This window comes from Micromonospora sp. ALFpr18c (genome assembly GCF_008868155.1).
GTDB lineage: Bacteria > Actinomycetota > Actinomycetes > Mycobacteriales > Micromonosporaceae > Micromonospora.
Map to the genome: position 1 here is coordinate 1 of NZ_WBKR01000142.1, position 16,896 is coordinate 16,896.

At 70.6% G+C, this 16,896-nt stretch carries 14 protein-coding genes; 6 read left to right on the forward strand and 8 right to left on the reverse strand.

What is annotated here, in order from left to right; translation table 11 throughout:
* Positions 1-344 precede the first annotated feature (344 nt).
* A complete protein-coding gene (locus tag F8271_RS22200; protein WP_151491752.1) occupies positions 345-563 on the reverse strand; it encodes a hypothetical protein in 219 nt (72 codons plus the stop codon).
* Positions 564-1,045: 482 nt separating this feature from the next.
* On the opposite strand from F8271_RS22200, the gene F8271_RS22210 reads away from it, so the two are divergent.
* The 3 genes from F8271_RS22210 to F8271_RS22220 are packed head-to-tail and all read left to right on the forward strand — an operon-like array spanning position 1,046 to position 2,968.
* Positions 1,046-1,906: a DUF5753 domain-containing protein gene (locus F8271_RS22210; protein ID WP_151491754.1), complete on the forward strand. Its 861-nt coding sequence runs from the start codon at positions 1,046-1,048 to the stop codon at positions 1,904-1,906.
* 10 nt (positions 1,907-1,916) lie between these two features.
* Positions 1,917-2,099: a DUF397 domain-containing protein gene (locus tag F8271_RS22215; protein WP_151491755.1), complete on the forward strand. Its 183-nt coding sequence runs from the start codon at positions 1,917-1,919 to the stop codon at positions 2,097-2,099.
* Positions 2,100-2,137: 38 nt separating this feature from the next.
* Positions 2,138-2,968 carry a hypothetical protein gene (locus F8271_RS22220; protein WP_151491756.1) on the forward strand — a complete coding sequence of 277 codons (831 nt, stop codon included), beginning with the start codon at positions 2,138-2,140 and terminating at the stop codon, positions 2,966-2,968.
* Between the two features lie 130 nt (positions 2,969-3,098).
* Here the strand turns inward: F8271_RS22220 and F8271_RS22225 are convergent, their stop codons facing one another.
* Together F8271_RS22225 and nrdR are read right to left on the reverse strand one after the other, a co-directional pair.
* Complete coding sequence (locus F8271_RS22225) at positions 3,099-6,005, reverse strand: vitamin B12-dependent ribonucleotide reductase (RefSeq protein WP_151491757.1); 2,907 nt, start codon at positions 6,003-6,005, stop codon at positions 3,099-3,101.
* A 32-nt stretch (positions 6,006-6,037) separates the two neighbouring features.
* Entirely contained in the window at positions 6,038-6,538 is a 501-nt protein-coding gene (nrdR, locus tag F8271_RS22230) for a transcriptional regulator NrdR (RefSeq protein ID WP_151491758.1), read from the reverse strand.
* A 539-nt stretch (positions 6,539-7,077) separates the two neighbouring features.
* On the opposite strand from nrdR, the gene lexA reads away from it, so the two are divergent.
* Complete coding sequence (lexA, locus tag F8271_RS22235) at positions 7,078-7,863, forward strand: transcriptional repressor LexA (protein WP_151491759.1); 786 nt, start codon at positions 7,078-7,080, stop codon at positions 7,861-7,863.
* Positions 7,864-7,925: 62 nt separating this feature from the next.
* Here the strand turns inward: lexA and F8271_RS32520 are convergent, their stop codons facing one another.
* Together F8271_RS32520 and hflX are read right to left on the reverse strand one after the other, a co-directional pair.
* A complete protein-coding gene (locus F8271_RS32520; RefSeq protein WP_192580404.1) occupies positions 7,926-9,578 on the reverse strand; it encodes a hypothetical protein in 1,653 nt (550 codons plus the stop codon).
* Positions 9,579-9,628: 50 nt separating this feature from the next.
* Complete coding sequence (hflX, locus tag F8271_RS22240; RefSeq protein ID WP_151491760.1) at positions 9,629-11,083, reverse strand: GTPase HflX; 1,455 nt, start codon at positions 11,081-11,083, stop codon at positions 9,629-9,631.
* 181 nt (positions 11,084-11,264) lie between these two features.
* Between hflX and F8271_RS22245 the strand changes: the two genes are divergently transcribed.
* Positions 11,265-12,731, forward strand: a complete 1,467-nt coding sequence (locus F8271_RS22245; RefSeq protein ID WP_151491761.1) for an NAD-dependent malic enzyme — start codon at positions 11,265-11,267, stop codon at positions 12,729-12,731.
* Between the two features lie 196 nt (positions 12,732-12,927).
* Here F8271_RS22245 and dapF read toward each other — a convergent pair whose 3' ends face one another.
* The 3 genes from dapF to F8271_RS22260 are packed head-to-tail and all read right to left on the reverse strand — an operon-like array spanning position 12,928 to position 15,462.
* Complete coding sequence (gene dapF / locus F8271_RS22250; RefSeq protein ID WP_151491762.1) at positions 12,928-13,779, reverse strand: diaminopimelate epimerase; 852 nt, start codon at positions 13,777-13,779, stop codon at positions 12,928-12,930.
* Between the two features lie 7 nt (positions 13,780-13,786).
* Positions 13,787-14,710 (reverse strand): tRNA (adenosine(37)-N6)-dimethylallyltransferase MiaA, encoded by a 924-nt coding sequence (gene miaA, locus F8271_RS22255; protein ID WP_225854689.1) that lies wholly within the window; start codon positions 14,708-14,710, stop codon positions 13,787-13,789.
* Positions 14,695-15,462: a class III extradiol dioxygenase subunit B-like domain-containing protein gene (locus tag F8271_RS22260; protein WP_151491764.1), complete on the reverse strand. Its 768-nt coding sequence runs from the start codon at positions 15,460-15,462 to the stop codon at positions 14,695-14,697. The genes miaA and F8271_RS22260 overlap by 16 nt, the downstream gene beginning before the upstream one ends.
* 150 nt (positions 15,463-15,612) lie before the next feature.
* On the opposite strand from F8271_RS22260, the gene F8271_RS22265 reads away from it, so the two are divergent.
* Positions 15,613-16,821 (forward strand): DUF349 domain-containing protein, encoded by a 1,209-nt coding sequence (locus F8271_RS22265; RefSeq protein WP_151491765.1) that lies wholly within the window; start codon positions 15,613-15,615, stop codon positions 16,819-16,821.
* The last annotated feature ends 75 nt before the right edge of the window (positions 16,822-16,896 follow it).

Consider the following 16,896-nt stretch of genomic DNA (forward strand, 5'->3'; position numbering starts at 1 on the left):
CTCTGCTGGCAACGCCTGAACGCCCTACCCACACCCACCTGACCAGCAACAACCGTCCCAGCGAGCCGGAAAGGGCCGCACCCCGGGAATCGGAGACCCGGCACACCGTCGTGACAGACGACGCACACACCTCACACCATAAGGGACAAAACGGTCAAGCCGAAAGCCGTACCAAGGGATCAATACCCTCTGACGGATCGAGGTTGAGATCTCCTCCAGGTGCTGCCGCTGGTGCTGGCGCACCATCTCGTCCCAGACATCCTGGTCGTAGTCCGGGTCGGGCGGGATCCATCGGTGTGAGTTGTCGCTGTAGTGGAACCGCTCGTCGCCCCGCCTGATCAGACTCACCGGACCCAGCCCAGGAAGCGCCGGTGCAGCAGCCCGGCGGGCACCCAGGTCAGATCCTCGGCCGCCCAGACCAGGTAGGACCCCATGTAGAGGGCCAACGACACGGGTGCGCCATCAAACTCGGCGCGCAGCTCGCTGCGCCGGGTCCGGCAGGGCCAGGGCGCGTCGCAGCCGCCGCAGGTCCACACCGGAAGGACCGGGCCATGGGTGGTCACCGCAGGCCATCCAGAAAACGCCGGGTGGCGACCCGGGCGTGCCAGCGAGCCGCCCATTCCGCCTGATAACAGGGGTACGGAGACAGTCGCGCCCACCACCAGCGACAGCCCGCGCAGAGCCCGTCGACGCCGGGCAGGTGCACGGACAAGATTCGTCCGACCTGATCCTCGATCACTCCTGTTCCTCCCCTGGCCAGTGGCCTCGCCGAATCGGGATGCGATGCCGGACTCGGCACGGCAGGTCGGCCCCACATCGGCAGACCCGCCGCCACCGCCGCCACGACCAGACCGGCCGGTGCCGCCGAGCCAGGGTCAGCGCCACCGCCAGCAGGTAGTCGTCGTACGGCACGTGGGATCCCATAAGGCTCCAAAAATGGACTCCTGTTTTGGAGGTACAACTCAGGCTAGAGTTGGACTCCTGAATTGGGAACCTCTTCGCGGCGTGTCGCGATGACCGGCTACGGCCGGGCCATAATCAGCCAGTGGTGAACCCGACGATCCAGCGGCGGCGTCTCGGACTTGCCCTCAAGCGGGCTCGTGAAGGTGCAGGCAAGACGCAAGACGAAGCGGCTGCTGTCATCGACGCAGCAGCGAGCAAGATCAGCAGAGTCGAACTTGGACAGTCCGGCATCAAGCTCACCGACCTGAACCTGCTACTCGATCTCTACGGGGTCCGGGGCGATGACGCCGAGCCGCTACGCGACCTTGCACGAGCAGGGCGACAACGCGGGCGCTGGAGCACCTACCGAAACGCCGTGCCCGACTGGTTCCGCCAGTACCTAGACCTCGAAGGTGACGCGTCAGAGATTCGCTGGTACCAGCCAGAGGTCATCCCCGGAGTCCTTCAGGTCGAGCCCTACATCCGCGCCATGAACGCGATCGCCCACCCACGCCCACCCGCCGATGAGGTCGACCGGCAGGTTGCCGTGCGCATGGAACGGCAGTCGATTCTGCGGCAGGACGACGGGCCCGACCTGAGCTTCATCCTCAGCGAGTCGGCGCTGCGCCGAAACGTCGGTGACGCGACAACGATGCGCGATCAACTCCTGCACTTGGCAGAGGTCAGTGAGCAGCCCAACGTCACCCTGCAGGTGTTCCCGTTCAACGCACAGACCTACGAGACGGCATCGTTCAGCTTCATCATCCTGCGCTTCGGGGACGACGCCGCATCGGACGTGATCTACGTCGAGACCTTCACCGACGCCGACTACCTTGACCGGCCGGACGCCGTACGGGCCTACACTCGGCTGTGGGACCGACTCCGGGCAGCCGCTCTCGGGCCGGTAGAGTCTCGCAAGCTCATCCTGGGGATGGCGGACGACGTGGAGCGGCAACAGACCTGAGAGAGTGATCATGGAGACTTCGGACAACCCGGTCTGGCGCAAGTCGAGCTACAGCGACAACAACGGCGGCGCTTGTGTCGAGGTCGCCGAACTGGATACGAGCATCGCAGTGCGCGACAGCAAGAACCCCAGTGGGCCGACCCTTCGCTTCAGCAGAGGCGCGTGGACCGGGTTCATACGGACCGTTCGGTAGCTCACGTTCTCGACAACCCAAAGCTCAGGAGACCGGCCGTGCCGTGGCGTGGCGACAGGTGGCGCTGGTGGCTCACAGCAGCCGGTGGTGCGCTTGCGCTACTACCGCTCGGGCAGGGTGCGCCCACGGTCGCGGTATTGGCGGGGATCTGCGGCCTGCTCGTCATCAGCGCCTGGGCATGGGGCACCAGCAGCGGCCGCGTCGTCGGCGTGACCGTCGGCGTCGTCTTCATCGCAGGGCAGGCCGGCGCGTTCGCCGCCTCACAATGGTCCCGCGGCCTGGTAGCCGCGCCCTGGTTTGACTGGTTCGCGGTGTGGTTGCTGGTCGGCGTCGTATGCCTGGCCGCGTTGGTCATCGACCGGAGGGCGCACCCCGTCTCGCCCGCCCATATCGCCCGGCGGAACCTGCCGGTGGGCAGAGGTCAGTGGGTTGCCTCTCTGGCAACGCTGGCTACCATGCTGCTGCTGTGCGGCTGCGGGCTTGGCGTCCTCGGGTCCGACGGTGACGGCAGGCTGAGGTTCACTGTCCGCGACGACGAGGTCCTTCCACTGCCCACGTCGCTGAGCCTTGTCTCGGCCGATAGCTGTGCTGATGGTGGCAGCTCTGGCAACTGCACTGCCGAATTCGTGGTGATGGCCGCCGATGATGCCGGCAAGGTAAGGACCGTGGCTCGGCTCGTCGAACACCTCCGAAGCCGTGGTTGGCCAGTGCAGCCCGAAAATGGCGTCTATCGCGGCACCCGCGAGACTGGCGGGATCCTGAACTGGACACCCCACCGGCTATGGCTGTACGCCGACGTTGAGCCGGCCACGCCGCTGCGGTCCGCGCCACCGCCGGACACGGTCGTCATCTACATCGACAACATGTGAAACGTCGCCAGCCTCGACGGGCACGCACTCTCTGGGCAACACCTGCCCGCCCATCGACCCTGCCACGAGCGGGAACGCCGCGAGCGCGGCAGGTGACCCCTGCCGCGCTCGCGTCTGTTGCGGTCGTACGTCAGCTGCAGCCGCTGGTGGAGCCGCAGCCCTCGCAGACGTAGCAGCTGCCGGCGGGGCGCATCTTCGTGCCGCAGGTGAAGCAGAGCGGCGCGTCGGCGGCCTTGCCGATGACGGCCTCCAGCAGTTCGGTGCTGGAGCCCACGCTCGGAGCCGGCTTGGCGGCTGCCACGTCGGCCATCTCCTGGGCCGGCTGGGCGAGCGCCTCCGACTTGGCCGGCGTCTCCACCGGCGCGGACGACGCCATCGCGGTGAGCTCGGCACCGGTGACGGCGGCGGCTTCCGCGTCGGCCTCGGCCCGCAGCTGGGCGGCCCGCTCACTGGCGGTGAAGATGCCCAGCTCGGCGCGGCGCTCGTAGGGCAGGAAGTCCAACGCCAGGCGACGGAAGATGTAGTCCATCACCGAGGCCGCCATCCGCACGTCCGGGTCGTCGGTCATGCCGGCCGGCTCGAAGCGCATGTTGGTGAACTTGCTGACGAACGTCTCCAGCGGCACGCCGTACTGCAGGCCGATGCTGATGGCCACCGAGAAGGCGTCCATCACGCCGGCCAGGGTGGAGCCCTGCTTGGACATCTTGAGGAAGACCTCGCCGAGGCCGTCGTCCGGGTAGGACGACGCGGTGAGGTAGCCCTCGGCGCCACCGACGGAGAAGCTGACCGTCTCGGACGTGCGCTTCTTCGGCAGGCGCTTGCGCACCGGCCGGTACTCGATGACCTTCTCCACCGCGGCCGGCGCGGCGGCTGCGGTCTCGACGGCGGCCGGCTCGGTGGCCTTGTTGGACTTCGCCACCGACAGCGGCTGGCCGACCTTGCAGTTGTCCCGGTAGATCGCCAGCGCCTTCAGGCCGAGCTTCCAGCCCTCGAAGTAGATCTTCTCGACGTCCTCGACGGTGGCCGCCTCCGGCATGTTGACCGTCTTGGAGATGGCACCGGAGACGAACGGCTGGATGGCCGCCATCATCCGCACGTGGCCCATCGGGGCGATCGACCGCTCACCCATCGCGCAGTCGAAGACCGCGTAGTGCTCCGGCTTGAGGCCCGGCGCGTCCACCACGTGGCCGTGGTCGGCGATGTGCTCGACGATCGCCTCGACCTGCTCCTCGGGGTAGCCGAGGCTGCGCAGGGCGCGCGGAACCGTCTGGTTGACGATCTGCATCGAGCCGCCGCCGACCAGCTTCTTGAACTTGACCAGCGCCAGGTCCGGCTCCACGCCGGTCGTGTCGCAGTCCATCATGAAGCCGATGGTGCCGGTCGGCGCGAGCACGCTGGCCTGCGAGTTGCGCCAGCCGAACTTGTCACCGATCTTGTTGCCCTGGGTCCACTGCTTGGTCGCCTCGCGGACGATCGCGGTGGCCACCGGGCTGGTCGGCTTGATCTCGTCGTTCGCGGCGGCGTGCTTGCGCATGACCCGCTTGTGCGGCTCGGCGTTGCGGGCGTAGCCGTCGTACGGGCCGACGACGCCGGCCAGCTCGGCGGAGCGGCGGTACGCGGTGCCGGTCATCAGGGACGTGATCGCGGCGGCGACCGAGCGGCCCTGCTCCGAGTCGTACGGCTGGCCGGTGGCCATCAGCAGGGCGCCGAGGTTGGCGTAGCCGATGCCGAGCTGCCGGTAGGCGCGGGTGGTCTCACCGATCTTCTCGGTCGGGAAGTCGGCGAAGCAGATCGAGATGTCCATCGCGGTGATGACGAACTCGACGGACTTGACGAACTTCTCCACCTCGAAGCCACCGTCGGCGCGGAGGAACTTCATCAGGTTCAGCGAGGCCAGGTTGCACGACGAGTTGTCCAGGTGCAGGTACTCCGAGCACGGGTTCGACGCGGTGATCCGCCCGGTCTCCGGGCAGGTGTGCCAGTCGTTGATCGTGTCGTCGTACTGCAGGCCGGGGTCGGCGCACTCCCAGGCGGCCTGGGAGATGGTACGGAACAGCTTCTGCGCGTCGATGGTGTCGACCACCGAGCCGTCCAGCCGCCCCCGCAGGTCGAAGCCGCCACCGTTCTGCACGGCGGTCATGAACTCGTCGGAGACGCGGACCGAGTTGTTGGCGTTCTGGTACTGCACGCTGACGATGTCGGTGCCGCCGAGGTCCATGTCGAACCCGGCGTCCCGCAGCGCGCGGATCTTGTCCTCCTCGCGCGCCTTGGTCGCCACGAACTCCTCGATGTCCGGGTGGTCCACGTCGAGGATGACCATCTTGGCCGCGCGCCGGGTGGCGCCACCGGACTTGATGGTGCCGGCGGAGGCGTCCGCGCCGCGCATGAAGCTGACCGGGCCGGAGGCGGTGCCGCCGGAGGAGAGCAGCTCCTTCGAGGAACGGATCCGGGAGAGGTTGACCCCGGCCCCCGAGCCGCCCTGGAAGATCCGCCCCTCCTCCTTGTACCAGTCGAGGATCGAGTCCATCGAGTCGTCGACCGAGAGGATGAAGCAGGCGCTGACCTGCTGCGGCGACGGCGTACCGACGTTGAACCAGACCGGCGAGTTGAAGCTGAACACCTGGTTGAGCAGCATCCAGGTCAGCTCGTGGGCGAAGACCTCGGCGTCCGCCGGGCTGGCGAAGTAGCCGTACTCCTCACCGGCGGTGCGGTAGGTGGTCACCACCCGGTCGATCAGCTGCTTGAGCGACCACTCGCGCTCCGGGGTCCCCACCGCGCCCCGGAAGTACTTGGTCGTCACGATGTTCGCCGCGTTGACGCTCCACGACTGCGGGAACTCCACGCCACGCTGCTCGAAGTTGATCGAGCCGTCCCGCCAGTTCGTCATCACGACGTCACGGCGCTCCCAGCTGACCTCGTCGTACGGGTGGACCCCCTCCGTCGTCCACACCCGCTCGATCTTCAGCCCCGCGCCTGCCTTGTTCCGTGAACGGCTAGTTGTCACGCCGTCGCCCCCCTCGTCTGCGCGGTGCCCCACCGCGCGTCCTGATCTCTCGAAAAACAGTGAAGTCAACTGGTACGGCCGGCGGCCTCAACCGCGTCGGCCCGGCCCTGCTCCCGGTCGCGCGCCGCGGCCCGCAACGTCTCGATCTCGCGCTCGAAGTCGGCGAGCGAGTCGAAGGAGCGGTAGACGCTGGCGAACCGCAGGTAGGCGATCTCGTCCAGGTCGCGCAGCGGGCCCAGGATCGCCAGGCCCACCTCGTGACTGGGGATCTCGGCGGCCCCCTTGGCCCGGACCGTCTCCTCCACCCGCTGCGCGAGCAGCGCGAGTGAGTCGTCGTCCACCGGCCGGCCCTGGCACGCCTTGCGCACCCCGCCGATGATCTTCGTACGGCTGAACGGCTCGGTCACCCCGCTGCGCTTGACGACCGCGAGGACCGCCTCCTCGACGGTGGTGAACCGCTTGCCGCACTGCGGGCAGGACCGTCGCCGTCGGATGAGCTGGCCGTCATCGGCCTCCCGCGAGTCGACCACCCGAGAGTCAGCGTGCCGGCAGTACGGACACCGCATCGCGGACCTCCCAATCATGATCAACCACGTCGTACCGGACGCACCCGGGCACGACCCACCACGGCGGTGCCATGCGCTCATGGCGCCCGCCGTGATCAACGTTACGGGAGTGCGGTCGGTAGTCGGACCCAACCTGTAGGCAACTTACGCCCGTGTCACTACTACATCTAGGGGTTGACCGTATGTCGCCGGAGAACCCGGGTCAAGTTGGCCGGCGTGTCCGGCGCGTCACGGACCATCCGGTCATCGGGACCCATCCCGCCGCCGGAAGACCCAACGTCGGCACCCGGCCCGGGTTACCGGCCGCCCGGCTCGAAGTGCCCCGGAAAACGGTCGACGATCGAACACGCGTGCTACCCGACGTACCATTTATCAGAACATCCGTACGACCGGAGGGGTTTTTCACCCCGACACGCCGGTGAGAGGTCGTACAGATGTTTGAAAATGACCGATCTCACCTATACGGTCAGGAACAACGTGGCACCACCGCACGCACCACGAGCCGACGAGGCACCCAGCGCCGACCAGGGAGGACGGACGTGACCGAGGACCGCGCCAGCCGGCCGAAGAGCCCGCAGCACATCACCGAGGCGGGCCCCCCGGCCACCCGACGCCGCAGCGCCGCGCGCAGCCGGACGGGTCAGCCCGCCGTGCGCCCGGTCACCCCGGTGGTCAGCGCCTTCCCCGACCCGGCGACGGTCGACCTGACCGCCCGCCAGCGCCGCATCCTGGAGTTCATCCGCACCTGGGTCGAGCGGCACGGCTACCCGCCGAGCGTGCGGGAGATCGGCGAGGCGGTCGGCCTGGTGTCGCCGTCCAGCGTCGCCTACCAGCTCAAGGAGCTGGAGAAGAAGGGCTTCCTGCGCCGCGACCCCAACCGGCCGCGGGCCGTGGACGTCCGCGCCCCCAGCGAGGCCATCGACGACGAGCTGATTCGCGCGCAGCGGCCGACCCCGGCGTACGTGCCGATGCTCGGCCGGATCGCCGCCGGTGGGCCGATCCTCGCCGAGCAGGCCGTGGAGGACATCTTCCCGCTCCCCCGCGAGTTGGTGGGCGAGGGCGAGGTCTTCATGCTCCAGGTCAAGGGTGACTCGATGCTCGACGCGGCGATCTGCGACGGCGACTGGGTGGTCGTCCGCCAGCAGCCGACCGCGGACTCCGGCGAGATCGTGGCCGCGATGCTCGACGGCGAGGCGACCGTCAAGACCTACCGGCACCGCGACGGGCACGTCTGGCTGATGCCACAGAACCCGGCCTTCGACCCGATCCCCGGTGACGACGCCACCATCATGGGCCGCGTCGTGGCGGTGCTCCGCCGGATCTGACCCGTGCCGCGGGTGAGTGCCGCACGGCGCTCACCCGCACCGGCCGTCCCGACGTCACACCGTCAGTAGCGGTCGCCCCGGTGGCCGCGTCCGCCCCCGGGATACTGCCCGTACGGGTCGACAGGCGCGTCCTCGTCACGTCGCCGGCCGGGTCGCTGGCCCCGGTAGTCGGGCTCCGGCCCACCACGGCGAGGCGGCTCCGCCCGGCCCCCGCCCGGCTGACCACCGCCGCCGTACACGCCACCGCCGGGCCGACCGCCGCCGCCACCGGGGGGACGGCCACCGCCGCCCGCCGGACGGCCACCGCCACCCGCCGGGGGACGCGCACCGCCGTAGACACCACCGCCGGCGCCGCCCGGACGGGCACCGCCGTAGCCACCGTCGCCGGCGGCCGGACGGCCACCGCCGTACACCCCGGGTGCCGCGGCCGGGCCACCACGGCCCGTGCCACCGCCGTATGCCCCGCCGCCGCCGTAGACCGCGCCTCCGGCGGGCGCGCCGCCACCGTAGACGCCACCCGGACGTTCCCCGCCCGGCTCGGCACGACCACCCCGCGGCCCACCGTCCGGATCCGATCGATCGGACGGGTCAGCGACCGGCGGCCGGCGGCGGGCACGGACGATGCCGATGATGCCGGCACCGACCAGCAGCAGGCCGAGCACACCGACCGCACCGACCAGGTACGTGATGTCGTCGAAGCTCAGGCCGGCGGTCCACGACTTGGCGGCGGCCGGTTTGGCGCCCCCCTCGGCCGCCACCGGCACCGCCGTCGAGCTGGACGGGACGTAGCTGAGGATGTCGATCGGCTCGTCCTCGCCGAGCTGGCCGCCGTCGGAGACGGTGAAGAAGCTCTTACCGTCCGGCGAATAGCTGATGGCCTCACCGAACGGATCGGCGAGGGGCGTCACGCGGGGCTTCCCGGTGGTGAGAGCCGTGACGATGTCGCCGCCCGCCACGTCGAACTCGAACGCGTCCGCATAGGTACGCAGGACCACCCGGCTGCCGTCCGGCGACCGGGCCGCGCCGGTGATCGCGACCCGCCCGAACGTGTTGAGCGGGTTGTCCGTCTGCGTCTTGGGCAGCGTGATGTCGCCGACCTTGCGCAGCGGCACCGGGTCGGTGTCGCCGCTCTTGAGGGCCGCCGACGGGGTGAAGATCTCCGCCTTACCGCTGGTCACCTTCGTGATGATCAGCGGCTTGTTGTCGTTGTCGATGAGCAGCGCCTCGGCGTCGTGCGGCTTGCCCTCGGGGTACGAGACCCGGTGCAACACCGGCTGCTTGCCGCCGCCGACCGGCATCGACCAGAGCGCGACCCGCTTCCGGCGTTCCTTCGACGAGACGTTGTCGCCGATGTCGGCGATCCACAGCGTCGCGCCGTTCGGAGAGAGCGCCAGGTCCTCGGTGTCGAACGGCCCCTGACCCGAGTAACGGACCGGATCCTTCGAGATCTTGCACTTGGTGTCGAGGAAGAAGACCCGCTTGCGTGCGTCGACCTCGGTGCCGTCGTTGATCACGACGAACCCGCTCTTGGTGGCCACCAGACCGGACAGCTCGCGCAGCCGCTCGTCGGCGACCGTGCACTGCTTCTTACCGGGGGTGACGGCGGGCGGCTCGGACACTCCGGGAGCGGGAGCCGCCACGGCGACTCCGGCGAGCGCCACGGTTGCCCCTAGCAGGCCGAGGGCAACCGTGACCGAGGAAACAACGCGGCGCATTCGGCCAGTGTCGCATGCCGCGGGTTTCCGTTGGATGACGCCGTGTCCGCTCAGGATCGGCTGCCGGCCGCCTGGCCCTGCCGCTCGACGTCGTACTGCGCCAACTCGGCGGCCAACTCCGCGCTGACCCGAACGTGCAGCAGGGTGCCCTCCGCCAGGTGCGACGTGCTGAGCACCTCACCCGTGCGGTGCACCCGGGACACCAGGTCACCCCGGTCGTACGGCAGGACCGCCCGGACCTCGACGGCCGGCTGCGGCAGCCGGTCCTCGATGGCCGCGCGCAGGCCCTCGACGCCCCGTCCGGAGTGCGCCGAGACGAAGATCGCATCCGGCCAGAGCCGCTTGAGTCGCAGCAGCGTGTCCTCGTCGGCCGCGTCGGTCTTGTTGACCACCAGCAGCTCGGGCAGCCGGTCGGCGCCCACCTCGGCGAGCACCTCGTGCACCGCCCGGACCTGCTCCTCCGGATCCGGGTGGGTGCCGTCGACGACGTGCACCACCAGATCCGCCTCCGCGACCTCCTCCAACGTCGAGCGGAACGCCTCGACGATCTGGTGCGGAAGGTGCCGGACGAAGCCGACCGTGTCGGAGAGGGTGTAGAGCCGCCCGTCCGAGGCGGTGGCCTTACGGGTGGTCGGGTCCAACGTCGCGAACAGCGCGTTCTCCACCAGCACGCCCGCGCCGGTCAGCCGGTTGAGCAGGCTGGACTTACCGGCGTTGGTGTAGCCGGCGATGGCCACGGCGGGAACGGAGTTGCGGGTGCGTCGGGCGCGCTTGGTGACACGTACGGTGCGCATGCTCTTGATCTCGCGGCGCAGCCGGGAGATGCGGTGGCGGATCCGCCGCCGGTCGGTCTCCAGCTTGGTCTCACCGGGACCACGCACACCCACGCCGCCACCGGCGCCGCCGCCCCGGCCGGAACCACCGGTCTGCCGGGAGAGCGTCTCACCCCAACCGCGCAGTCGGGGCAGCAGGTATTCGAGCTGGGCCAGCTCGACCTGCGCCTTACCTTCCTTGCTCTTGGCGTGCTGAGCGAAGATGTCGAGGATCAACGCCGTCCGGTCGACAACCTTGACCTTGGTGCGCTGCTCCAGGTTGCGCAGCTGCGACGGGGACAACTCGCCGTCGCAGATGACCGTGTCGGCGCCGGTGGAGAGCACCACCGCGCCGAGGTCGTCGACCTTGCCCCGGCCGATGTAGGTGGCCGGGTCGGGGCGCGTACGCCGCTGGATCAACCCTTCGAGCACCTGCGAACCGGCGGTCTCGGCGAGCGCGGCCAGCTCGGTCAGCGAATTCTCCGCGTCCGTCACCGTGCCCTCGGTCCAGACACCCACCAGGACGACCCGCTCCAGCCGCAGCTGGCGGTATTCCACCTCGGTGACGTCGGTCAGCTCGGTCGACAGGCCCGGGACGCGTCGCAGGGACTGCCGCTCCGACAGCTCCATCTCGCCAGTGGTGACGTCGTCGAGCTCGTCCTCGACGGGGACAAAGCTCTCCTGGTCTCGCAAGCGGTTCTCCTGTCCGTTTTGATAAGTAGAACGTAATCCTGACATGACGCAACGCCGAACGCACCTGCTATATGCCCGTGCCGAGGGTCGCCAAAAGTGGGGGCGAATACCGGTCGAGCTCGACAACCCGGTAGAAATGCGGGGCGGCCGAACGGCCGCACAGCCGTGACGGAGGGATCCCGTGGCCATCACCCGACTGCCGAGCGCCGGATTTTCGATCACCATCCGGATCGCCGTAACCGCGGACGCCTCCTCGATCGGCCGGCTCACCACGTCGGTCGGCGAGGCCGGAGCGATCGTCACGGCGTTGGACGTGGTGGACTCGGACCCGACCCACGTGATCGTCGACCTGACCTGCGACACCGCCGACGCCGGCCACGCCGACCAGGTGGTCGACGCGCTGACCGCCCTCGACGGCGTGGACGTGCGCAAGGTGTCCGACCGGACGTTCCTGCTGCACCTCGGCGGCAAGATCGAGGTGACCTCGAAGGTCGCGCTGCGCAACCGCGACGAGCTGTCCCGGGCGTACACCCCGGGGGTGGCCCGGGTCTGCATGGCGATCGCCGAGAACCCGGCCGACGCCCGCCGGCTCACCATCAAGCGCAACACCGTCGCGGTCGTCAGCGACGGCTCGGCGGTGCTCGGCCTGGGCAACCTCGGCCCGGCCGCGTCGCTGCCGGTGATGGAGGGCAAGGCCGCCCTGTTCAAGCGCTTCGGCGGGGTGGACGCCTGGCCGGTGGTCCTGGACACCCAGGACACCGACGAGATCGTGCAGATCGTCAAGGCCATCGCGCCGGCGTACGGCGGAATCAACCTGGAGGACATTGCCGCGCCGCGCTGCTTCGAGATCGAGGCCCGGTTGCGGGAGGCGCTGGACATCCCGGTCTTCCACGACGACCAGCACGGCACCGCGATCTGCGTGCTGGCCGCGCTGACCAACGCGCTGCGCGTCGTGGGCAAGCGGCTGGAGGACGTCCGGGTGGTCGTCTCCGGCGCCGGCGCGGCCGGCACCGCGATCATGAAGCTGCTGCTGCGTCAGGGCGTCGGCGACATCATCGCGTACGACCGGGAGGGCGCCCTGCACCGCGGGCTCACCGGGCTCAACTCGGCGTGGCAGTGGCTCGCGGAGAACACCAACAAGGAGAACTACTCCGGCGACCTGCCCGGTGCCATCCGGGGCGCCGACGTGTTCATCGGGGTCAGCGCGCCGAACCTGCTCACCGGCGACGACATCGCGCAGATGGCCAAGGACTCGATCGTGTTCGCGCTGGCCAACCCCGACCCGGAGGTCGACCCGCGGGAGGCGCGCAAGTACGCCGCCGTGGTCGCCACCGGTCGCTCGGACCAGCCGAACCAGATCAACAACGTGCTCGCGTTCCCCGGGGTGTTCCGCGGGATGCTGGACGCGCACGCCGAGGAGTTCACCGAGGAGATGGCCATCGCGGCCGCCCGGGCCATCGCCGACGTGGTCGGCGAAGACAAGATCAACCCGACGGTGATCGTGCCGAGCGTCTTCGATTCCCGGGTCGCCCCGGCGGTCGCCGCCGCCGTCCGCGCCGCCGCGCACAATCCCAGCCCGCTGCCGGCAGCCGACCCGGGCCCGTCCGACCTCCCCGAGATCGCCGCCAACGCCAGCGCGACGCCCTGACGAGTGGTCCGGCGGTGTGACGCCGGGAGCAGGGAGGCGACCCTCGGTGGGGTCGTCTCCCCCGCTTTGCTCTGCTTCACCCCGCGCAACGCCCCGTGTCCGATTATCGGACACTCGCCGTTGCGTGGGTTGAAGCAGAGCCAAAGGACCACCACAACGGACCGGCGGCGGCCCTGGCGTCTGGATCAACTCGGCGTCAGACGGCGGCGGGCAGGGCGGAGAGGTCGACCTCGCCGGTTGCCACCAGGACTGCGGGGCCGGACAGCCAGCAGGAGTCCGCCGTCACCGTGACCGTGAGGCGACCACCGGGGACGTCGACGGCGACCACTCCGCTGCCCCGGCCGACGTCGCGCAGCGCCACCGCGGCCACCGCGCAGGCACCGGTGCCGCAGGACAAAGTCTCGGCGCTGCCGCGCTCGTACACCCGCATCAGACTGTGCCCGTCGGTGCCGTCCACCGGGTCGCCGGCCACGATGAACTCCACGTTCACGCCCGCCGGGAAGACCTCCGGATCGAACCCGGGCGCGGCGGTCAGATCCAGCGCCGCCAGCTCGATGCCCGCCGGCAGGACACACACCAGGTGCGGGTTGCCGACGTCCACGGCGGTGCCGGGCAGGGTCAGACCGCCGAGGGTGGCGGTGGAGCCGTCGTACACCCGGGGGCGGCGCATCTCGACGGAGACGGCGTCGCCCTCGACCAGCGCGCGCACGACGCCGGCCCGGGTCGCCACCGGCAGCGCCGCGCCGGCGGGCGTGGCCAGCCCGGTGTCGAGCAGATAGCGCACGAAGACCCGGGCACCGTTGCCACACATCTCGGCGAACGAGCCGTCGGCATTCCAGTAGTCCATGAACCACTCGGCCTCACCGGCCAGCCCGGCGCCGTCGGGATGCTTGGCCGCGCGAACCACCCGCAGCACCCCGTCCGCGCCGATACCCCGCCGCCGGTCGCAGAGCGCCGCGACCAGCTCCGGGGTCAGATCGAGCTGACCGTCCGGGTCGGGAAGGAGGACGAAGTCGTTGCCGGTGCCGTGGCCCTTGGAGAACTCCACGCCCCCATTATCGCGTCTCGGCCGGCACCAGGCGCAGGGCGGCCTCGAACAGGTCCGGTGCGGCCGAGTCCAGCCAGCGGATCCGCGGGTCGCGCCGGAACCAGGACCGCTGCCGGCGGACGAACCGCCGCGTGGCCCGGACCGTCTCGTCGTGCGCCTGCGCCTCGGTCAGCTCGCCGGCCAGCAGCCGCAGCACCTGCTGGTAGCCGAGTGCCCGGCTCGCCGTCCGCCCCCCGGCCAGCCCCCGACCCACCAGCTCGCGGGTCTCCGCCACCAGGCCGTCGGCCCACATCCGGTCCACCCGCGCCGCGATCCGCCCGTCCAGCAGACCCGTGTCCAGGTCGACGCCGAGTTGCACCGACGGGTAGTACGGCGTCGGCTGTGGCAGCGAGGCCGTGAACGGCGCACCGGTCAGCTCGATCACCTCCAGAGCCCGTACAATCCGCCGGCCGTTACCGGGCAGGATGCCCTCGGCGGCGACCGGGTCGGCGGCCCGCAGCCGCGCGTACAGCGGCGCCGTGCCCACCTCGGCCAACTCCCGTTCCAGCCGCTCCCGCAGCGCCGGATCGGTGCCGGGGAACTCGAAGTGCTCCAGCACCGCCCGCACGTACAGCCCGGACCCGCCGACCAGCAGCGGCACCCGGCCCCGGGACAGGATGTCGTCCACCGCCGCGCGGGCCAGCCGCTGGTACTCCGCGACGCTGGCCGGCTCGGTGACCTCCCAGATGTCCAGCAGGTGGTGCGGCACCCCGTCCCGCTCAGCCACGGTCAGCTTGGCGGTGCCGATGTCCAGACCCCGGTAGAGCTGCATCGAGTCGGCGTTGACCACCTCACCGTTCAGGGCGTGCGCCAACGCGATGCTCAACGCCGACTTCCCCGCCGCCGTCGGGCCGACGACCGCGACGACCGTGCCGCTCACATCCGCTCCCACGACGCCACGAAGTACGCCACACCGTAGGGGGCCGCGTCGTGCAACAGCTCACCGCGCCAGCTCCCGCCGCCCAACCGGGCCGCGCCGGCCAGCACCTGCCAGGCCGCCCGGCCGGCGGCCTTCAGCTCCGCGGACACCACCGGGTCGAGGTCGCGCAGAACGTCCAGGTCCGCCCCGGCCAACGCCGAGGCAACCCGCTGGTCGTACGCCTCGGCGCGCGGATCGTCGTACCCCGGGGACTTCTGCCCGCGGCAGGCCGACCCGTCGCCGAGCGCCAGCAACGCCACCCGGGCACCCGACGCGTTGACCCACTCGGCCAGCGCCCCCACCTCGGCCGCGCCGGCGTCGGCGGCCACCTGCACGGCGGACACCGGCGTGCGTACGCCCCGCCGGGCCAGCAGCCAGGCGCCGACGGTCAGGCTCAACGGCAGCACCGCGCCCCGGTCGGGCTGGCCGGGGATCAGCGGCACATCCAGGTCCACGCCCCACGGCTGTAGGGAACCGGTCGCCGGGGACTGGATCGGGCCGGTCGTCGGGCCGGCACCCACCAGGACCACGGCATCCGGGTCGGCGGCGACGAGCCGGGCGACGGCGGTGTCGCAGGCCGCCCGCAGGTCGTCCAACTCCGACGCGGCGGCGCCGGCCACCTCGGGCACGAGCAGGGGCGGATGCGGGCAGACGGCGGCGGCGACCAGTGGCACCCGCCCACCGTAGCGGGAATCCCCGGTGCGTCTCCGCGCCGATCCGGTCATTCGGTCGCTAGGACACCGTATGGTCACGGTCGGCGATAGGCGCTCGACGGGGACCGGGTTGGACCTGTGACAATGCCGGAAGCAACTTGGCTGCGCCGTGGCGGCGACGGGGGACGGTTCCCTCGACGCCGGGAGAACGAGGATGGGCACATGAGCGACTGGACTGCCTTCGGACGGGTGGACGCGGACGGCACCGTGTACGTCAAGACCACCGAGGGCGAGCGGGTGGTCGGATCCTGGCAGGCGGGAGCACCGGAGGAGGGCCTCGCGCACTTCGCACGCCGCTTCGCCGACCTGGTCACCGAGGTGGACCTGACCGAGGCGCGGCTCAACTCGGGTGCGGCGGACGCCGGGCACTCGCTGAGCACGATCCGGCGGATCCGCGCCACGCTGCCCGAAGCCCACGTGGTGGGCGACATCGACGCGCTGGCCGCGCGGCTGGACAAGCTGGCCACCCTCGCCGAGGAGAAGGCCGGCGAGGCGCGGGCCGCCCGCGACGCCGCCCGCGTCGAAGCCCTGGCCCGCAAGACCGCGTTGGTCGAGGAGGCCGAGAAGCTCGCCGCCGAATCCACCGGCTGGAAGACCGCCGGAGACCGGCTCAAGGAGATCCTCGACGAGTGGAAGACCATTCGCGGGGTCGACAAGAAGGCCGACGGTGAGCTGTGGAAGCGGTTCGCCGCCGCCCGGGACGGCTTCACCCGGCGCCGCGGCGCCCACTTCGCCTCCCTCGACGCCCAGCGCAAGCAGGCGCAGACGGCCAAGGAGGAGCTGGTCGCCGAGGCGGAGAAGCTGAAGGACTCCACCGAGTGGGCGGCCACCGCCAACCAGCTCAAGGAGCTGATGACGCAGTGGAAGGCCGCGCCGCGCGCCTCCAAGGAGGCCGAGCAGAAGCTCTGGGAACGGTTCCGGGGTGCCCAGGACGCCTTCTTCAGCCGGCGCAGTGAGGTCTTCTCCGCCCGGGACAACGAGCAGCGCGGCAACCTGGAGCGCAAGCAGGCCCTGCTCGCCGAGGCGGAGGCCTTGGACATCGACGCCGACCCGAAGGGCGCACAGGCCAAGCTGCGGGAGATCCAGGCCCAGTGGCACGAGGCCGGCCGGGTGCCCCGGGAGGCCGCCGCCGGACTGGAGCGCCGGCTGCGCGTCATCGACGACAAGGTCCGCGAGGTGATGGACTCGGCGTGGCGCCGCACCACCAAGGAGGACAACCCGCTGCTCGCCCAGATGCGGGCGCAGGTGGCCGAGGCCGAGGACCGGCTGTCCCGGGCGCAGAGCGCCGGGGACGCCCGCCGGATCAAGGAGGCCGAGCAGGCGCTCGCCGCCAAGCGGCAGTTCCTCCAGCTCGCCGAGCAGGCCGGCTGAGCTGACGTCGTCCGGGAGCCCCGGTCCCTCGGCAGGGACCGGGGCTCCCGCACGTCCAGGCCGTCTCCCCGCGTG